Source organism: Actinocrinis sp. (assembly GCF_035938995.1).
In the GTDB taxonomy this organism is placed as follows: domain Bacteria; phylum Actinomycetota; class Actinomycetes; order Streptomycetales; family Catenulisporaceae; genus DASZGI01.
Map to the genome: position 1 here is coordinate 1 of NZ_DASZGI010000124.1, position 17054 is coordinate 17054.

Here is a 17054-nt window from a genome sequence, read left to right on the forward strand (position 1 = left end):
TTTCGTCCGAACCCGGCTCCGCCCCTGGTGACCGGGGCGCATGACCGCGTGGCAACACGATGAACCAGGAACACGGAGGGCCAGCATGGCCGAGACATACACGGGTGAGGCCTACTGCGTGAAGTGCAAGGAGAAGCGGCACTTCACCGGCGAGGTCAAGATCAGCGATTCGGGTCGCCGGATGGCCCAGGGAACGTGCCCCCAGTGCGGCACGAAGGTCAATCGGATCCTCGGCAAGGCCTGAGCAGGGTCTGAGATCCATCGCGGTCTGCGCGTCTGAGGTCTCGGGGGGCCGCTCCACGGTGGGACGGGCCCCCGGGCTCATTCCACGGTGGTGCGGACCCCCGGACTCACTCCGCAGCTCACGCGGCACCGCCCACTCTTGTTTCCGACACTCTCGGGGGAGCGTTCGATTCCGTGCGACCCACGCTCAAACCGGCACTCAGCCGCATCTGGCACGACGGGCGCACCCTTCAGCTGGGGCACGGTCCCGGCACCTCCCATCGCTACCGGCTGACCGCCCCGGTCCGCGCGCTGATCGACGCTCTTGACGGGACGCGGGATACCGAGGCGCTGGTCGCCTACGCCGAACGCATCGGGCTCGAGCGGGGCGACGCGCTTGAGCTGCTCGATCGTCTCGCTGCTGACGGGTGTCTCGACGACGCCGCACTCGACACGTCCGTGCTGGCCGCGTTGAGTTCCGCGGAACGTGGGCGCCTCGCGCCCGATCTCTCCTGCCTCGGCCTCCGCTACCGCCTGCCTGGCGGCGCCTTGCGGGCTCTCGAACGCCGCCAACGCGCCGTGGTCAGCGTTTACGGCCTCGGTCGGGTCGGCGCGCACACGGCCCTGCGGCTGGCGGCGACCGGTCTCGGCGCGGTCGTTCCTGTCGACGCCTCGCCCGTCCACCAGGGCGACACCGGACCGGCCACCTACTCCGACCCGGATGTCGGCGCACGTCGGCAGGACTGCGTGGTCCGTGCCATCCGGCTACTCGCCCCGTCCACGGCTACCGGCCTGCCACCGCACCGTGCCGCGCCTGATCTGGCCATTGTCGCGCCAGGCGAGCGGCCTCCCACCGCGCTGCTCGCCGATCTGACCGCGCGCTGCGTGCCTTACCTTTGCGTCGAAGTCCTGGAGGACCGAGCGACGGTCGGCCCGCTCGTCGTCCCTGGCGCGACTCCCTGCGCTCGCTGCCGTGACCTCGCCCGCACCGACCGCGACCCGCTGTGGCCCGGCGTTCTGGCCCGACTCTCCGGTCATGGCGCGCCAAGTGCCCGGCAGCCCGCCTGCGACACGACGCTGGCCGCCATCGCCGCGAACTATGCCAGCCTGCACGCGCTCGCCTTCCTCGACGGCTATGCGCCGCCGACCGTCGCCGGAATCCTCGAATTCGCCCTCCCCTACGCCGTGCCTGAGCGCACCGCGGTCGCTGCTCACCCGGCGTGCGGCTGCACTGCTCACATGGGCGGGGGTGGCGCGGGCGGGGTCGTCGATGCAGGCATCTCCGGTACTTCTGCCAGCTTGGTTGCACCCGCCACCTGCGCTTCACCGGCGGGGCACGAATCCGCCGCGCCCGCCTCGCTCCCCGCGCAGTCCCGGCTCGAGCGCGACCTGGCAGAATGGACTATGTGAGTGACCTGCCGCGCAACGCCGTAGCCCGGACGGCGAAACTGGCGACCCTCCCGCTCGGGTTCGCCAGCAGGGCCACGCTGGGCCTCGGCAAGCGGATCGGGGGCGCCCCGGCCGCCGCCGTGGTCACCGAGGTCCAGCAGCGCACCGCCGAACAGCTCTTCCGGGTGCTCGGCGAACTCAAGGGCGGGGCCATGAAGTTCGGCCAGGCCCTCTCCGTCTTCGAGGCCGCGCTGCCCGAGGAACTGGCCCGACCCTACCGCGCCGCGCTCACCGGCCTGCAAGAGAACGCCCCGGCGCTGCCCGCCGCCTCAGTGCACAAGTCGCTGGCCGAGGCGTTCGGGCCGGACTGGCGGGACAAATTCACGTCCTTCGACGACAAGCCGGCCGCGGCCGCGTCGATTGGCCAGGTGCACCGCGCGGTCTGGTCCGACGGCCGTGACGCCGCCGTGAAGATCCAGTACCCGGGCGCCGGAAAGGCCCTACTCAGCGATCTGAACCAGCTCGGCCGCGTGGCGCGGCTGTTCGGCCTGCTGGTTCCCGGCATCGAGGTCAAACCGCTGATCGCCGAGCTGCGTACCCGGGTGGCCGAGGAGTTGGACTACGCCGCCGAGGCCGCCGCCCAGTCCGCCTATGCCGAAGGCTACGCGAGCGACCCGGACATCATCGTCCCGCCGGTCATCGCGCAGTCGGGCACTGCGTTGGTCACCGAGTGGCTGCCCGGCGTCCCACTGTCCACCGTGATCGCCTCGGGCACCAAGGCCCAGCGCGACCGCGCCGGCACACTGCTGGTCAGGTTCCTGTTCTCCGGGCCGACGCGGGTCGGGCTGCTGCACGCCGATCCGCACCCGGGCAACTTCCGGCTCGTCCCCGTGGACCCGGAGCATCAGGACCCGGACGACCCGGCGGCCTGGCGGCTCGGCGTCCTCGACTTCGGTGCGGTCAACCGGCTGCCCGACGGCATGCCCACCCCGATCGGCGCCGCCGTCCGCATGGCGCTCGCGGGCGACGCCGACGGCGTGGCGGAGATCCTGCGCACCGAGGGCTTCCTCAAGCCGGGCACCGAACTCGACCCGACCGCCGTGCTCGACTACCTTCGCCCGCTGCTCGGCCCGCTGGCCGAGGAGACCTTCACCTTCAACCGCGACTGGCTGCGCAGCCAGGCCGCCCACCTGGCCAACGGGCGCAACCCGGCCGCGTCGCTCGGCCGCCGGATCAACCTGCCGCCCAGCTACCTGCTGATCCACCGGGTCACCATGGGCGGTCTCGGCATCCTGTGCCAGCTCGGCGCGACTGTCTCGGTGCGCACCGAACTCGGCGATTGGCTCCCCGGACTCGCGGACGACGCCGATACTGCCGCCGTCGTGACTTCCACAGTCGCGGACGGAGAGTAACGCAGACGGGCGTGGTGTCGGCCGCCTGAGCGCTGAAGGTCTTGTTCCGGGCTGAAAACGCAGCCCGCGTACGACCCCACGAGCAGCAGAGTTCTGCGGCGCTTGTATCATCCACCGAAGACCGTTGCCGGATGTTCACCGCCTTTTGGCGCGTCACACAGATGACACACAGTCACAAGTGTGATGTCGTCTCTAGGGTCCCGCCGCGCGGCGGGCGCCAGGGGAGAGCATCCAACCTCGGGAGGAATGCATGAGTGGCACTTGGAGGCGGGGTCGGCTGCGCGGCCTTGCACCCGTGCTCGCGACAGTCGTGGTCGTCGGCACTTCGGCGGCCGCGGCCCAGGCAGGGGCGGCCTCACCAGACCATCGCACCGGCGTGACCAGCGCCGATCCCAGCTGTGTGCTGAGCCAGCCGGGCAGCGAGATCAAACACGTCATCTACCTCCAGTTCGACAACGTGCACTTCACCCGGGACAACCCGAACGTGCCGAGCGACCTGGAACAGATGCCGAACCTGCTGAACTTCCTGACCGGCAACGGCGTGCTGGACGACAACCACCACACGCCGCTGATCGCCCATACCGCCAACGACATCCTGACCTCGTTGACCGGGCTGTACGGCTCGGACCAGGGCCAGCCGGTGGCGAACTCGTACCGCTACTACAACCCGAACGGCACCACCAACTCGGCGGCGTCGTTCGCCTACTGGACCGACGGCGTGGCGGACTCGTCCACCCCGACGCCCTCCGACACCACTCCGACGATGGTCACCCCGGCGGGCAAGAACACCCCGGCCCCGTGGGTCGGTTACACCCGCAGCGGCTGTGACTTCGGGTCGGTCGCGACGGCGAACACCGTCCTGGAGAACACGAACATCGACATCCCGAAGGTGTTCGGCGCGAACTCGCCGGAGGTGGCCGAGCTCAAGGCGAACCCGAACCTCGCCTACGCGGACTTCCTGGGCGTCGGCGTCCACTGCGCCACGGACTCGACCCTGTGCGCGGACTCGCCGAACGCCAAGGCCGACGCGCTGCCCGACGAGCCCGGCGGCTACACCGGCTACCAGGGCCTGTTCGGCGCCAAGTACACCAACCCGGCGATCTCGCCGAACGGCCCGGTCACCGAGGTCGACGGCAAGACCCCGATCATCGACCCGTACACCGGGATCAACGGCTTCCCCGGCTTCGACGGAATGTCGGCCGCGGTGAGTCTCGGCTACGTCGCGCAGATGCAGGAGGCCGGTGTCCCGGTCACCTACGCCTATATCTCCGACGCGCACGACAACCACGCGACCGGTAGCGCCTTCGGTCCGGGCGAGGCCGGATACGTGGCCCAGCTCAAGTCCTACGACACCGCGTTCGGCCAGTTCTTCACCCGCCTGGCCAAGGACGGGATCGACAAGTCCAACACGCTGTTCGTGGTGACCTCGGACGAGAACGACCACTTCGCCGGCGGCAAGCCGAGCCCGGCGAACTGCGACGGCGTCACGGTCGCGTGCACGTACTCGCAGATCGGCGAGGTCAACGCCAACATCAGGGGCCTGCTGGCGACGCAGCAGAACACGACGACGCCGTTCGGCGTCCACGCGGACTCGGCGCCGAACTACTACATCACCGGCAACCCGGCGCAGGCCGACGCGACCACGCGGGCCTTCGAGAAATCGGTGGCCGCGGTCACCGCGACCGACCCGTACACCGGGACCAACGGTCCGATCGCCAGCTACATGGCCGACCAGACCGAGATGAACATCCTGCACATGGTCACCGGCGACCCGCTGCGCACGCCTACCGTCACCGAGTTCGCGAACCCGGACTACTACGTCTACTCCGGCGCGGCGAACTGCAACTCGCCGTGCGTGCAGGCCGAGGCCGCGTTCGCGTGGAACCACGGTGACTTCTCGCCGGATGTCAACACCACCTGGCTCGGCCTGGTCGGTCCGAGCGTGAAGCACCTCGGCGTCACCAACGCGGTCTGGTCCGACCACACGGACATCCGGCCGACGATGATGGCGCTGCTGGGCCTGCACGACGACTACAGCTACGACGGCGTCCCGCTCATCGGCTTCCTGAAGGCCGAGGCGCTGCCGCACTCGGTGCGCGACGACCGCAAGCAGTATGAGGCGCTGGCCGCCGCGTACAAGCAGCTGAACGCCTCGGTCGGGCAGTTCGCGGCGGCGACGCTGCAGTTCGCGACCGCGGGGATCGAGTCGACCTCACCCGGCGACACGACCTACCAGCAGACCGACGCGGTACTCGCCGCGCTCGGCCAGCAGCGCGACGCTCTGGCCGCGCAGATCAACGCCGCGATCAATGTGCCCTTCTTCGGTCCGGAGCCGTCGGTGTCCCACGCGGCGACGCCGAACGGCATCCAGGGCACCGGTCTGGTCAGCCTGACCGCGGCGGCAAACGCGCTCATCTCGCGCGCGTGACCCTGTTGGCTAAGGCAGGGCGCGGCCTCAACTGACGCGAGTCGGTTGAGACAAGCAGGGCCCGGTCACCCCGAGAACGGGGTGACCGGGCCCTGTGTCATGACTGCTCAGGCGGCCGTGCGGCGCGACCTGGCTGCATCACGTCGAGCGACTGCGGTGCGGTTACCGCATCAGGCTCCGAGCCAGCGCGCGCCGCGCGCGCAGCGCGGTGCGGTGGAGCCGGAATCGCTCCGCTTGTCGTAAGCGTTCGCGGTGCATTTCCTTGACGAGTTGATACTGGAACTGGGACATGGCGGTGCTCCTGACGGCGAGGTCGGACTGGCTGGCGTAGTCGGCGAGAGGTGCGACGAAGAGATCAGTGGACATCGGGCTTCGCTTTCTGGACTGGTCGGTGGGTCGGCGATGGTCTTCGCCGGGAAGGGTCGGCTCAGGCCGCGGCGGCGATGACGTCGTTCTTGCGCGGACGTCCCCGCGGCCGCTTGCGGGCCACGATCACGCCCTGGACGAAGAGCTCGCCGCCCCAGACGCCCCACGGCTCCTTGCGCTCGAGCGCGCCGGAGAGGCAGGCCTCGCGGATCTGGCAGGCGGTGCAGACGCTCTTCGCGAGCTCGACGTCCGCCGGGGACTCGGCGAAGAAGAGCTCCGGGTCGGTGGAGCGGCACGGCAGGTCGTCGGCGAGGGCGACCGGTTCGAACACGGTCAGCTGCATCGTGCTGGATTCCTTCCTCTCGGCATCGGCGCCGCCGGCTACGGCGCCGGGTACTGCGGTGGTGCTCGGGGTGGTCATGCGGGTCTCGAGCTGCGCTGTCTCGGTCAACTCGCGGCTTCCTCGGTCGTGGTCTGGATCTTCAGGTCCAGGTCCCGCCGCCCCTCGCGCCACCGGCTCGCCGGAGGAACGAATAAGGCCGCGGATCCCGGTAATCGGGTTCCGCGGCCTGGAGGTCGCTTCGGCTGACCGGAGTCAGACCGGTGGTCTCCAGGTTTGTGGATCCCGACGGGACATCAGGTGGAGCTGCTTGCGCTGGGTCGTGCCGGTGATGCGGACGGCAGTGCCATTCGGACGCTTTCCGACCTGCTCGGCGGCGTCGGCGGTGGCCGTGCCGCGCCGGGCGCCGGACATGCCGGCGGCCAGATCGCCGCTGAAGCCATAACCGACACCTGTGGCCGTGATCCGGCTCAGGGCGGCCCGCTGCCGCGAGGTCGGTCGCAACCACGCCGCTGCCCATTGCGGGACATCGACGACGGCGACGGTGGGCATAGAACGCAGACCCTTGACGCCGAGGGCCGGCTGCGGGCAGGCGAAGGAGACCGCGACGGTGGGTTCGACGGTCACGATGTCTACAGTGCTTGTCACGGGTCTCGCCTCCTGCCTATTTCTCCGCCGCCATCGGGGGCGAGCCGATGGGGGCGACGCGTGTTTGTACATTGCGGAATCACGGACTGCCCGCGTTCCCGTGTGCTGGAGAGGCTAGGGGTCCCTAACCCATCCGCGCAAACCATTTTCGAGCTGCGCTTTTGTACTTCAGGCGCGAAAGGTGGGGGAAGGTCATGCGCAAAGTCCCGTTAATGCGTGCCGACGGCGTCCCCCGCTGTCGCTCCTCTATCCTGTCATGGTTGATCTCCGGTGTCACCCCTTGCGGAGCAACTTCCACGACGAATTTGCCGGGGCGAAAGGCGGGCCGCCGTCGGGGGCGCGGAGCGCCGGTGAGAGAATCGACGCACGCCGGGCAGAACACGACTCGATAAAGACGGGAACGCGGTTGCCTGAGACGACGTCACCTAAAACCGTGTACGCCCGACTCGTACCCGGGGCCCTGCGCTCGGCCGCCCCGCATCAACCGGCTAAGGCGCTTGAGGCCTGGTGGGCTTCCCCTGCCTGGCGCCGGACCAAACTGATCCTCGACGCGGTGATGATCCTCGGCGTCGTGTGGGCGGTCGCGTGGGCGGCCACCAACGGGATCTTCGTCGCGCAGCGCGCCTACACCAACCGCACGACCGTCCAGGTCCACCTCGCCAACAACCCCGTCACGCTGCACACCCTGGACGGCGCCAGGATCACTCCGAGAGTGCAGTACCTGGGCGTCCGGCACGGGCCGCAGACGGTGCGCGTCGCGATCGCCATCTCGAACGAAGGGCCGGACGGAGTGGTGCTGCAGTCGGCGACGCTGAGCGGGCCTTACCTGGCTGCGTCGACGGTGCTGACGCACTCCGGTTCCGGGTACATCGCGACGCGCGCGATCGCGCCGGTATCGGGCGTCGTCACCGTGGACTGTGACGCGGCCGCGGGCGTGGCCGGTGCCCTAGTCGCGATGAGCCCGGCGGCCCAGCAGGCGCCGACCGTGCTCACGCTCACCGTCGCCGACGCGGACGGTGCGGCTCACCAGGAGACGATGACCCTGGACACCACGGCCATGGCACTGCAAGGGCAGGTGTGCGTCTCATGACGGAGAACTCGCAGCCTCAAGCCGCGGCTACCGACGACGACACGGCGGCGCAGCGGGTCGGGACGCTCACCGCGCGCCGCCGGACGTGGGGCGTCGTCGTCCTGGTCGCGATCGGCCTCGCCGCCGGGATCTGGGGCAGTTGGGCGTACAACGCCGGCTTCCGGACCCGGGCCGCCGACGACTCGGCGATCATCGTGGCCGGCGCCGACCGCCCCGCGTTCGTCGACCAGGCGTCGAGCGGCTCCCGGATCACCATGCCGGTCAGCAACTACAGCCCTTACACGGTCACGGTGTACGACGTGCAGTTCATCGACGCGACCGGCATGACGTGGGACGGCAAGAACGGGGTGATACGGCCGGGGCAGACGGTGAACCTGACCGTCACGGCGCCGACGGCCTGTGCGCTGAACCTGGCGCCGAACCCGACGCCGACGAAGCTTGCGGACGCGTACGTGCATGTGCGGACCTTGAACGGCAAGCAGCACGGGATCACCCTGTACTACTCCGGGCTGCTGATGTACGTGGTGCACCAGTGTGGGTCGACGCCGACGGACACCAGCGCGCCGTAATATCCTGAATTCCGCCGGTTTATTCGATCTCGTCCATAGTCAGCGCTTCTTGTACTGTCACATTTTCCACATTTTCCCTCTCCGAAGTGGCCTCGCCCTGCTCACCGTCGTCGTCGTGTTCTGAGGACGTCAAGGGGGTCGCGCCTACACCGCCGAGCAGGGCGAGCACCTCGTCCGCGTACCGGTCGAGCTTGGTCGCGCCGACCCCCGGAATGGTGGAGAGCGCAGACCGGTCCGCCGGGCGCGCCTCGGCGATCGCGGTCAGCGTTGCGTCGGTGAAGACGCAGTAGGCAGGCAGGGATTGCTCCTTCGCCCGCGCCGAGCGCCATTCCCGCAGCCGCTCGAACAGCGCCTCGTCCAGGTCCGACGGGCAGTCCGCGCAGCGCCCGAGCTTGCGCTCGACCGCCTCGATCAGGGAGCGGCCGCAGACCCGGCAGCGCACCGGTCCGGACCGCTTCGAGCGCTTCCCCTCCTCGCCGCCCCGGCCGCCGCGGCGCACCACCGAGCCGCCGCTCGGACCGCCCGACCTGGCCGCCTGCGCCTCGCGCAGCGCGTCGAGGAAGCGTGAGGGCCGCCGGGTGGCGCGGCCGCCCGGGGCCCGCGCCAGCGCCCAGGACAGCCCGAGGTGCCGCTGCGCCCGGGTCACGCCGACGTAGAGCAGCCGCCGTTCCTCCTCGATCTGGTCGGGGGTCTCGGCGTAACTGATCGGGAGCAGACCCTCGGTGAGCCCGACCAGGAGCACCGCGTCCCACTCCAGTCCCTTGGCCGAGTGCAGCGACGCGAGCGTGACACCGTCCACCGTCGGCGCGTGCTGGACCGCGGCGCGCTCCTCGAGTTCGCGCACAAAGTCGGCCAGACCGGCCTCGGGGTGCGCGGCGGCGTGCTCTTCGGACAGGCTGGCCAGCGCGGCGAGCGACTCCCACGCCTCCCGCTGCCTGCCGGAGCCCGGGGGCGGAGTGCTGCTCAGGCCGATGCCCGCGAGCACGGCGCGCACCGCTTCCGGCAGCGGCTGGGGATCGGGGCCGGCCTCGGCCCGGGCGGCGCCGCGCAGGAGCATGACGGCTTGGCGCACCTCGGCCCGGTCGAAGAACCGCTCGGTGCCCCGCACCACGTAGGGGATGTGCGCGTCCGTGAATGCCTGCTCGTAGGCCTCGGACTGGGCGTTGATGCGGAACAGGACGGCGATCGAGGCGGGCCGCACGCCGCCCTCGATCAGCAGCTTGACCCGCTTCGCGACGCCTTCGGCCTCCGCGGTCTCGTCCGGGAACTCCTCGTACTCGACGGCCGGGCCGGGCGGACGCTGCGCGATCAGCTCGAGCCGGGCGCGGGCGGTGCGCCGCTGCGCCACGGTGTCCGTCGGCGCCTCGTTGAGCAGCGCGTTGGCCAGCGCGACGACCTGCGGCGTGGAGCGGTAGTCGCGCACGAGGCGCACCACGGTGGAATGCGGGTGTCGGTCCGGGAAGCCGAGCAGGAACTCCGGGGTGGCGCCGGTGAACGAGTAAATGGTCTGGCTCGCGTCGCCGACCACGCAGACCGAGTCGCGCGGACCCAGCCAGCAGTCGAGCAGCCGTTGCTGGATCGGGTTGACGTCCTGGTACTCGTCCACCACGAAGTGGCGGTACTGGTCGCGCACCCGGTCGGCGACGTCCGGACGGGACTCCAGCACGCCGATGGTCAGCAGCAGCACGTCCTCGAAGTCGATCGAGCCGCGCTCACGCTTGGCGGCCTCGTACGCGGCGTAGACGCGCGCGGTCTCGGCGGGGTCGCGCGGGGGCAGCCGCCCGGCCTTCGCGGCGGCCGCCGGGTAGTCGTCCGGGACGGTCTGGGTCGCCTTGGCCCACTCGATCTCGCTGGCCAGGTCGCGCAGTTCGGCCCGGTCGGCGCGCAGGCGGCAGGCCGCGACCGCCTCGGCGACCAGCGGAAGCTTGGTGTCTATCAGCTGCGGCGGCGGACCGCCGACGGTGTGCGGCCAGAAGTACTGGAGCTGGCGCAGCGCGGCCGAGTGGAACGTGCGCGCCTGCACCGTTCCAGCGCCGAGGTTGCGCAGCCGCCCGCGCATCTCCCCCGCCGCCCGCGTGGTGAACGTGACCGCGAGGACTTGATTCGCCGGAAACGCGCCGGTCGCGACGCCGTAAGCGATCCGGTGGGTGATGGCGCGGGTCTTGCCCGTCCCGGCGCCGGCGAGAACGCACACCGGGCCGTGCAACGCGGTCGCCACCGCGCGCTGCTCGGGATCCAGTCCGGCCAGCAGCCGCTCCGGGTCGGCCCCCTCCGCCCGGTCGGGGTGCGCAGTCCGGTCGGTCACGGTCATGCGCACCGTCCTTTCAGTCGTGCGGCCCCGAGCGCCACGCGTCCGCCCGTACCTTTAGGCGTCGACTGCGCATTTTCCTTCAGGCGTCGACTGCACATCTTCTCAGGCGCCACCGACACCGTGCCCCGCATCGTCCGGATTCGGGGGGCAAAAGATGGGCGGTTCCGGCGCCGCCCGGGATGATTCCGCACCTCCAAGACGTTGAGCAGCACGGCTGCTCGAGAGTCGGGCAACGACGTCACCGAAGAAGGATGGACCGAATGACCGCCCAGATCACGATGTACTCCACCCCCTGGTGTGGATACTGCAAGCGGCTCAAGGGCCAGCTTGAGCGGGCCGGCATCGCGTACACCGAGGTCGACATCGAGCAGCGCCCCGAGGCGGCCGAGTACGTGATGGCCGTGAACAACGGCAACCAGACCGTGCCCACGGTGACGTTCCCGGACGGCTCGGCGATGACGAACCCGAGCCTGGCGCAGGTCCAGGCGAAGCTGGCGGCCGCGGCGGCCTGAGCGGCGCCGACTTTCCGGACGGAACCGCACCGATCGGTGCGAGGCAGGTGCGGCGCGGTGCGAAACAACCGCGAAACCGCGTCGCACTCTCGCCAAAAGACATTCACCCGGGGTAGGTTGCGGCCTGTCGCACCATCGCACCACGCACCACCGCACAATGTCGTTGCCGGTACCGGTTCGGGTGGAAATGATGGCTACCGTCGAGTTCGTCGACGCCTCACATACTTACCCGGGGACCAGGGCCCCGGCGGTCGACTCGCTCAGCCTCCGCGTGGAGTCGGGCGAGTTCATGGTCCTGCTCGGGGCCAGCGGCTGCGGGAAGACCACGGCGCTGCGCATGCTGGCCGGGCTGGAGACGCTCGACACCGGCGCGGTGTACATCAACGGCGTGGACGTGACCGACGACCAGCCGGGCGAGCGGGACATCGCGATGGTGTTCCAGAACTACGCGCTCTATCCGCAGATGACGGTGGCGGAAAACCTCGGCTTCCGGCTGTCGCTGGCCCGCGCGCCGCAGTCGTCGGTGGCGCGGCGGGTGCGCCGGATGGCCGCCCAGCTCGAGCTGACGGAGACCCTGGAGCGGCTGCCGCGGACACTGTCCGGTGGTGAGCAGCAGCGGGTCGCGATGGGCCGGGCGTTGATGCGCGAACCGAAGGTCTTCCTCATGGACGAGCCGCTCGGCGCGCTGGACGCGAAGCTGCGCACCGAGGTCCGCTCCCAGATCGTGGCGATGCAGCGGCGCCTGGAGACCACGACGCTGTACGTGACGCACGATCAGATCGAGGCCATGACGATGGGCGATCGGATCGCGGTCATCAAGGACGGCACGCTCCTGCAGTGCGACACGCCGCGCGCGCTCTACGACAACCCGCTCAACGCGTATGTCGCCGGCTTCGTCGGCTCCCCGCCGATGAACCTGCTCTCGGCCCGCGTGGAGCACGCCTGGGCGGTGGTCGGCGACGTGGACGTCATCGAGATCCCGTTGTCCCGCAAGACCGCCGCCGAGCTGACCACGCCCGAGGTGACGGTCGGGTTCCGGCCGGACACGGTCAGGATCACCTCTCCGGGCAACGGTCTGTACGCGCACGTCGAGGCGGTCGAGAACCTCGGCTACGTCGCATACGCGCACTGCTTGACCGGTGTCGGCGGGGGGCGCCGCACGATCGTGGTGCGGTGTGAGCCGCACGCGATGCCGCGGCCGGGCTCCGCGGTCGGCCTGGAGATCGCGCGCGACGCGATCCACTTCTTCGAGCCGCAGTCCGGGCGCAGGCTCACGCCGCAGCACAGACGGTAGACGGCCGGTCCGGTCGTAGAGCCGACGTGGACTTCAGGTGTCAGGCCGCGCTCTTTCAGACGGCTCTGGAATTCAGACCGCGCTGGAATTCAGACCGCGCTGTCGAGCGGGCCGCCGTACCAGCGCTCGATCAGGGACCTGGCTATCGAGATGCGGCCGGACAGCACGATCTCCCCGGACGCCGCGGCCTCGGCCAGCTCCCGCCGGGAGAACCAGCGCACTTCGAGTACTTCCTCGCCGTCGGCGCGCATCCGCTCGGGGTCGTCCACGGTGGCGTTGAAGCCGAGCATCAGGCTGTACGGGAACGGCCACGGCTGGCTGCCCATGTACGTCACCGAGGTCACGGTCAGCCCGGCCTCCTCGGCGACCTCCCGCGCGACCGCCTGCTCCAGCGACTCGCCCGGTTCGACGAAGCCCGCCAGGACGGAGAACCTGCGCGAATCCCAGGACGAGCCGCGGCCGAGCAGCAGCCGCTCCTCCGAGTCGGTCACGGCCATGATCACGGCGGGGTCGGTGCGCGGATAGTGCTCGGTGCCGCACTGCGCGCAGCGGCGGATGTGGCCGGCCGCGGCGACCTCGGTCGGGTTGCCGCACTTGGAGCAGAAACGGTGGCTGCGGTGCCAGTGCTCGAGCGCGACCGCGTGGGTGAGCAGGCCCGCGTCCCGATCGGACAGCAGCAGGCCGACCTCCCGCAGCGAGGCGGGGCGCGCGTCGCCGTCCAGGCGGCCGGGCAGCGTCTCGGTCGGCACCGCGAAGAACATGAAGCCGCTCTCGTCCCGGCCGAGGAAGTAGCGGTCGCCTTCGGGAGCGTCGTAGGAGGGAACGGTGACCAGGCGGGTCCGGGTGCCTTCCGGGTCTACCGGGTCCGCTTCGTCGAGCACGAACGCCCGGCCCTCGCTGACCACCAGCACCCTGGTGTCGGGATTCGACCAGGCCGCCGCCAGGGCGAGTTCGTCGAGGCGCAGTTCGACGGTGCGGTCCACGGTGCCCCGGGCCAGGGCCAGCTGACCGAGCGGTCCGGTCGCCGCGTCGCGGTGATCCGCCATCGCTCCCCCTCCGTTGGGTATGTCAGCCGATGTCGCACCGAAGAGCCGCCCCGCATCGTCCGAGCCGGTGGAGGGCGGCCTTCTTCCCACTGAACTAACTCCCGATGTTGATCAATTGTTCCCAGCCAGGTCTTCCCATAGGTAGGCGGTCGCTTCCGCGCCCTTGAGTAGGAGGTCGAGGTCGACTTTTTCGTTGGGCGCGTGCCACCCGTCCTCTGGCAGCGAGATGCCGAGGAAGACGACGGGCGCGCCGAGGATGTCCTGCAGGTCCGCCTCCGGACCGGATCCGCCCTGGCGGGTGTAGAGGATCTCGCGCGGCTCGCCGCCGGGCTCGGTCGCGAACGCGCGGCCCAGTGCCCGGGTCACCGACTGGAGCGCCGGGTGGTCGAGCGGGGTGAGGCAGGGGCGCACCCCGTCCCCCTCATACGAGGTCGTGTATTCGATCCCGGCCGGGACGCGCTGCGCCAGCCAGGCCTCGAACGCGTCGCGCACCCGGGTCGGCTCCTGCCCCGCGACCAGGCGGAAGGAGAGCTTGGCGTGCGCCTCGGACGGCACGATCGTCTTCGAGCCGGGGCTGGTGTGCCCGCCCCAGATCCCGTTGATCTCCGCGGTCGGCCGGGCCCAAATCCGTTCGAGGGTGGAGTATCCGGCCTCGCCGATGGCGGCGGTGGACTTGGCGGTGCGCAGCCAGGCGGCCTCGTCGAAGGGCAGCTTGGCGATCAGCTGGCGTTCGACGTCGGTGAGCTCGACGATCCCGTCGTAGAAGCCGGGCAGGGTGATCCGGCGGTCGGCGTCGTGCAGGTAGCCGAGCACCCGGACCAGTTCGGTGACCGGGTTCGGGATCGCACCGCCGAACGCGCCGGAGTGGATATCGCCGGTCGGGCCGCGGAAGTCCATCTGCACGGCGAGCATGCCGCGCATCGCGGTGCAGGTGCTCGGGGTGTCGCGGTCCCACATGTCGGTGTCGGAGACCACGACGACGTCGCAGGCGAGCCGGTCGGCCTTCTCCCGCAGCAGGGCCGGGAAGTGCGGCGAGCCGGACTCCTCCTCACCTTCGACGATCAGCTTGAGGTTGACCGCGGGGGCGGTGCGGCCGGTGGCGGCCAGGTGGGCGCGGACGCCGAGCAGGTGGAAGAAGACCTGTCCCTTGTCGTCGGCGGCGCCGCGGGCGTAGAGGCGGCCGTCGCGCTCGTCGGGTTCGAACGGCCCGCTGTGCCAGAGCTCGAGGGGGGCGACCGGCTGAACGTCGTGGTGTCCGTACACGGCGACGGTCGGGGCCTTCGGGTCGTCTGAGGGCCACTCGGCGAACACGGCGGGCAGGCCGGCGCCGTCGCCGGTCTCCCAGACCTCGACGGTCGGGAAGCCGGTCCGCCGTAACGCGGCGGCCAGCCATTCGGCGGAGGCGCGCACGTCGCCGGTTCGGTTGGGGTCGCCGGAGATCGACGGAATGCTGAGCCAGGCTTTGAGGTCTTCGACGAACTCGTTCGCCTCGTGGGCGACGAACGTCCGCACTGACGCGTCTGTAGACATGCCCTCGACCCTACCCAATCCGGGTCGGTGCTACATCCGGGGCTTACTGCTGGTACCCAGCCAAGAAGCGGGCCAGCCCGTCGAGCGCGCGCTCGAGATCCTCGACCCGGGGCAGGGTGACGATGCGGAAGTGGTCCGGCTGCGGCCAGTTGAACGCGGTGCCGTGCATGACCAGCATCTTCTCGGCGTTGAGCAGGTCCATCACGAAGCGCTCGTCATCGGCGATCTTGTAGACGGACGGGTCGAGGCGCGGGAACGCGTAGATCGCGCCGAGCGGCTTGGTGCAGGAGACGCCGGGGATCTGGTTGAGCAGTTCCCAGGTGCGGTTGCGCTGCTCCCAAAGGCGGCCGCCGGGTTCGGTGAGCCGGTCGATGGACTGGAAGCCGCCGACCGCGGCCTGGATCGCGTGCTGCACCGGGACGTTGGCGCCGAGCCGGAGGTTGGCCAGGATCTCAAGCCCTTGGATGTAGTCCTCGGCATGCTCCTTGGGACCGCTGAGGACCATCCAGCCCATGCGGTACCCGGCGGCACGGTACGTCTTGGACAGACCGTTGAAGGTGATGGTGAGCAGGTCCGGGGCGGACAGGGCGGTCAGCCGGTGTGTCGCGCCGTCGTAGAGGATCTTGTCGTAGATCTCGTCGGACAGGACCATCAGCCGGTGCCGCCGGGCGATCTCGACGACGGCGTCGACGACCTCCTGCGGATAGACGGCGCCGGTCGGATTGTTCGGGTTGATGAGGACCAGCGCCTTGGTGCGATCGCTGATCTTGGCCTCGATGTCGGCCAGGTCGGGAGCCCAGTCGGCCTGCTCGTCGCAGAGGTAGTGCACCGGCTTCCCACCCGCCAGCGCGGTCGCCCCGGTCCACAGCGGGTAGTCGGGAGCCGGGATCAGCACCTCGTCGCCGTGGTCCAGCAGAGCGTTCAAAACCATGCCGATGAGCTCGGACACGCCGTTGCCGATGTAGACGTCCTCGATGTCCAACCCGTTCAGCCCGCGGGTCTGGTACGACTGCACGACCGCGCGCCGGGCGGAGGGCAGGCCCTTGGAATCGCCATAGCCGTTGGATTCGTGCAGGTGCAGGATGACGTCCTGGACCAGCTCGTCCGGAGCCTCGAAGCCGAAGGGCGCCGGGTTGCCGATGTTGAGCTTGAGGACGGTGTGCCCCTCAGCCTCAAGCTGCTTAGCCCTGGTGAGAACCGGCCCGCGCAGGTCGTACTGGACTTCGGACAGCTTCCGGGACTGCTTGAACTCCATGGCGACGGGTACCTCTCCGGGCGGGCCGGCTGTCGCCGAAGATGCAGCAGCCGTTGACCGTTTCTATCAGGTGACGGAAAGCCTCGCACGGCAGTTTCAAAGCCTGGTACCGCGATGAGCAGGCGTGTTCGGCGAGACGGGGCTGGTGGGTGGCCGGAGCCGGATCGCCCCTGCAACGGGCAGCGGCCCCACCACGACCGCGCGGAAGCCGGACCGCCTCTGCGCCGGGCAGCGGTCCACGCCCCGACCGCGCGGGAGCCTGGCAAGGGCCCGCGCCCCGACCGCGCGGGAGCCTGGCCGCCTCTGCGCCGGGCAACGGCTCACACCCGACCGCACGGGAGCCTGGCCGCGTCTGTGGTGGGACGCCGCACGGCGCACCAAGCGCCGCGCACCAAACACCGCGACTAATCCGCACCCGCGTTTCCCGCAACCAGCCGCTCCAATGCGGCCCGGTCCGGCAAGTCGTCGTAGCGGTGAACCTCACCGGTGCGTACGTAGAGGAACGCCGCCCGCACTCGGTCCAGCGGCACGCCGGCCAGCTCCGCCCACGCCAGCCGATAAACCGCCAGCTGCAACGGATCGGCGTCGGCCGCACGGTTGGTCTTCCAGTCCACGACCTCGAACGATCCCTCCGGATCGCGG

16 protein-coding genes are annotated in these 17054 nt (G+C 70.1%); 8 read left to right on the forward strand and 8 right to left on the reverse strand.

The window, feature by feature from the left end; all coding sequences use genetic code 11:
* Positions 1 to 85 precede the first annotated feature (85 nt).
* The 4 genes from VGZ32_RS08205 to VGZ32_RS08220 all read left to right on the forward strand — a co-directional run bounded on the left by VGZ32_RS08205 (position 86) and on the right by VGZ32_RS08220 (position 5451).
* On the forward strand, positions 86 to 244 hold the full coding sequence (locus tag VGZ32_RS08205) for a DUF5679 domain-containing protein (RefSeq protein WP_326885270.1): 159 nt from the start codon (positions 86 to 88) through the stop codon (positions 242 to 244).
* Positions 245 to 417: 173 nt separating this feature from the next.
* Positions 418 to 1632: a hypothetical protein gene (locus tag VGZ32_RS08210; RefSeq protein ID WP_326885271.1), complete on the forward strand. Its 1215-nt coding sequence runs from the start codon at positions 418 to 420 to the stop codon at positions 1630 to 1632.
* Positions 1629 to 3023, forward strand: coding sequence for an AarF/ABC1/UbiB kinase family protein (locus VGZ32_RS08215; RefSeq protein ID WP_326885272.1), 1395 nt, complete (start codon positions 1629 to 1631; stop codon positions 3021 to 3023). The genes VGZ32_RS08210 and VGZ32_RS08215 overlap by 4 nt, the downstream gene beginning before the upstream one ends.
* Before the next feature lie 250 nt (positions 3024 to 3273).
* Positions 3274 to 5451, forward strand: coding sequence for a hypothetical protein (locus VGZ32_RS08220; RefSeq protein ID WP_326885273.1), 2178 nt, complete (start codon positions 3274 to 3276; stop codon positions 5449 to 5451).
* A gap of 162 nt (positions 5452 to 5613) precedes the next feature.
* Here VGZ32_RS08220 and VGZ32_RS08225 read toward each other — a convergent pair whose 3' ends face one another.
* The 3 genes from VGZ32_RS08225 to VGZ32_RS08235 form a co-directional block, all read right to left on the reverse strand.
* A complete protein-coding gene (locus VGZ32_RS08225; RefSeq protein WP_326885274.1) occupies positions 5614 to 5817 on the reverse strand; it encodes a hypothetical protein in 204 nt (67 codons plus the stop codon).
* Positions 5818 to 5878: 61 nt separating this feature from the next.
* Positions 5879 to 6238, reverse strand: a complete 360-nt coding sequence (locus VGZ32_RS08230) for a WhiB family transcriptional regulator (protein WP_414642509.1) — start codon at positions 6236 to 6238, stop codon at positions 5879 to 5881.
* A 174-nt stretch (positions 6239 to 6412) separates the two neighbouring features.
* Complete coding sequence (locus tag VGZ32_RS08235; protein ID WP_326885275.1) at positions 6413 to 6805, reverse strand: hypothetical protein; 393 nt, start codon at positions 6803 to 6805, stop codon at positions 6413 to 6415.
* Between the two features lie 433 nt (positions 6806 to 7238).
* Between VGZ32_RS08235 and VGZ32_RS08240 the strand changes: the two genes are divergently transcribed.
* Both VGZ32_RS08240 and VGZ32_RS08245 read left to right on the forward strand, forming a co-directional pair.
* Positions 7239 to 7895, forward strand: a complete 657-nt coding sequence (locus VGZ32_RS08240) for a hypothetical protein (protein ID WP_326885276.1) — start codon at positions 7239 to 7241, stop codon at positions 7893 to 7895.
* Positions 7892 to 8464: a hypothetical protein gene (locus VGZ32_RS08245; protein ID WP_326885277.1), complete on the forward strand. Its 573-nt coding sequence runs from the start codon at positions 7892 to 7894 to the stop codon at positions 8462 to 8464. The genes VGZ32_RS08240 and VGZ32_RS08245 overlap by 4 nt, the downstream gene beginning before the upstream one ends.
* Before the next feature lie 19 nt (positions 8465 to 8483).
* Here VGZ32_RS08245 and VGZ32_RS08250 read toward each other — a convergent pair whose 3' ends face one another.
* A complete protein-coding gene (locus tag VGZ32_RS08250) occupies positions 8484 to 10775 on the reverse strand; it encodes an ATP-dependent DNA helicase UvrD2 (RefSeq protein ID WP_326885278.1) in 2292 nt (763 codons plus the stop codon).
* 260 nt (positions 10776 to 11035) lie between these two features.
* Between VGZ32_RS08250 and VGZ32_RS08255 the strand changes: the two genes are divergently transcribed.
* Together VGZ32_RS08255 and VGZ32_RS08260 are read left to right on the forward strand one after the other, a co-directional pair.
* A complete protein-coding gene (locus tag VGZ32_RS08255; RefSeq protein ID WP_326885279.1) occupies positions 11036 to 11287 on the forward strand; it encodes a mycoredoxin in 252 nt (83 codons plus the stop codon).
* 190 nt (positions 11288 to 11477) lie between these two features.
* Positions 11478 to 12581: an ABC transporter ATP-binding protein gene (locus VGZ32_RS08260; protein WP_326885280.1), complete on the forward strand. Its 1104-nt coding sequence runs from the start codon at positions 11478 to 11480 to the stop codon at positions 12579 to 12581.
* A gap of 89 nt (positions 12582 to 12670) precedes the next feature.
* Here VGZ32_RS08260 and nudC read toward each other — a convergent pair whose 3' ends face one another.
* From nudC to VGZ32_RS08280, 4 genes are all read right to left on the reverse strand, one after another.
* Positions 12671 to 13627, reverse strand: a complete 957-nt coding sequence (gene nudC / locus VGZ32_RS08265; RefSeq protein WP_326885281.1) for an NAD(+) diphosphatase — start codon at positions 13625 to 13627, stop codon at positions 12671 to 12673.
* Positions 13628 to 13738: 111 nt separating this feature from the next.
* A complete protein-coding gene (locus VGZ32_RS08270) occupies positions 13739 to 15157 on the reverse strand; it encodes a dipeptidase (RefSeq protein WP_326885282.1) in 1419 nt (472 codons plus the stop codon).
* 43 nt (positions 15158 to 15200) lie between these two features.
* Positions 15201 to 16412, reverse strand: a complete 1212-nt coding sequence (locus VGZ32_RS08275) for a pyridoxal phosphate-dependent aminotransferase (RefSeq protein WP_326885283.1) — start codon at positions 16410 to 16412, stop codon at positions 15201 to 15203.
* A gap of 404 nt (positions 16413 to 16816) precedes the next feature.
* A partial coding sequence (locus VGZ32_RS08280) for a PD-(D/E)XK nuclease family protein (RefSeq protein ID WP_326885284.1) occupies positions 16817 to 17054 on the reverse strand: 238 nt, incomplete at its 5' end.

Bases quoted from the DNA above. Each gene is read 5' to 3' on its own strand.
- VGZ32_RS08205 (WP_326885270.1), top strand. From the start codon at position 86: ATGGCCGAGACATACACGGGTGAGGCCTACTGCGTGAAGTGCAAGGAG.
- VGZ32_RS08220 (WP_326885273.1), top strand. From the start codon at position 3,274: ATGAGTGGCACTTGGAGGCGGGGTCGGCTGCGCGGCCTTGCACCCGTG.
- VGZ32_RS08225 (WP_326885274.1), bottom strand. From the start codon at position 5,817: ATGTCCACTGATCTCTTCGTCGCACCTCTCGCCGACTACGCCAGCCAG.
- VGZ32_RS08230 (WP_414642509.1), bottom strand. From the start codon at position 6,238: ATGACCACCCCGAGCACCACCGCAGTACCCGGCGCCGTAGCCGGCGGC.
- VGZ32_RS08245 (WP_326885277.1), top strand. From the start codon at position 7,892: ATGACGGAGAACTCGCAGCCTCAAGCCGCGGCTACCGACGACGACACG.
- VGZ32_RS08250 (WP_326885278.1), bottom strand. From the start codon at position 10,775: ATGACCGTGACCGACCGGACTGCGCACCCCGACCGGGCGGAGGGGGCC.
- VGZ32_RS08255 (WP_326885279.1), top strand. From the start codon at position 11,036: ATGACCGCCCAGATCACGATGTACTCCACCCCCTGGTGTGGATACTGC.
- VGZ32_RS08260 (WP_326885280.1), top strand. From the start codon at position 11,478: ATGGCTACCGTCGAGTTCGTCGACGCCTCACATACTTACCCGGGGACC.
- nudC (WP_326885281.1), bottom strand. From the start codon at position 13,627: ATGGCGGATCACCGCGACGCGGCGACCGGACCGCTCGGTCAGCTGGCC.
- VGZ32_RS08270 (WP_326885282.1), bottom strand. From the start codon at position 15,157: ATGTCTACAGACGCGTCAGTGCGGACGTTCGTCGCCCACGAGGCGAAC.
- VGZ32_RS08275 (WP_326885283.1), bottom strand. From the start codon at position 16,412: ATGGAGTTCAAGCAGTCCCGGAAGCTGTCCGAAGTCCAGTACGACCTG.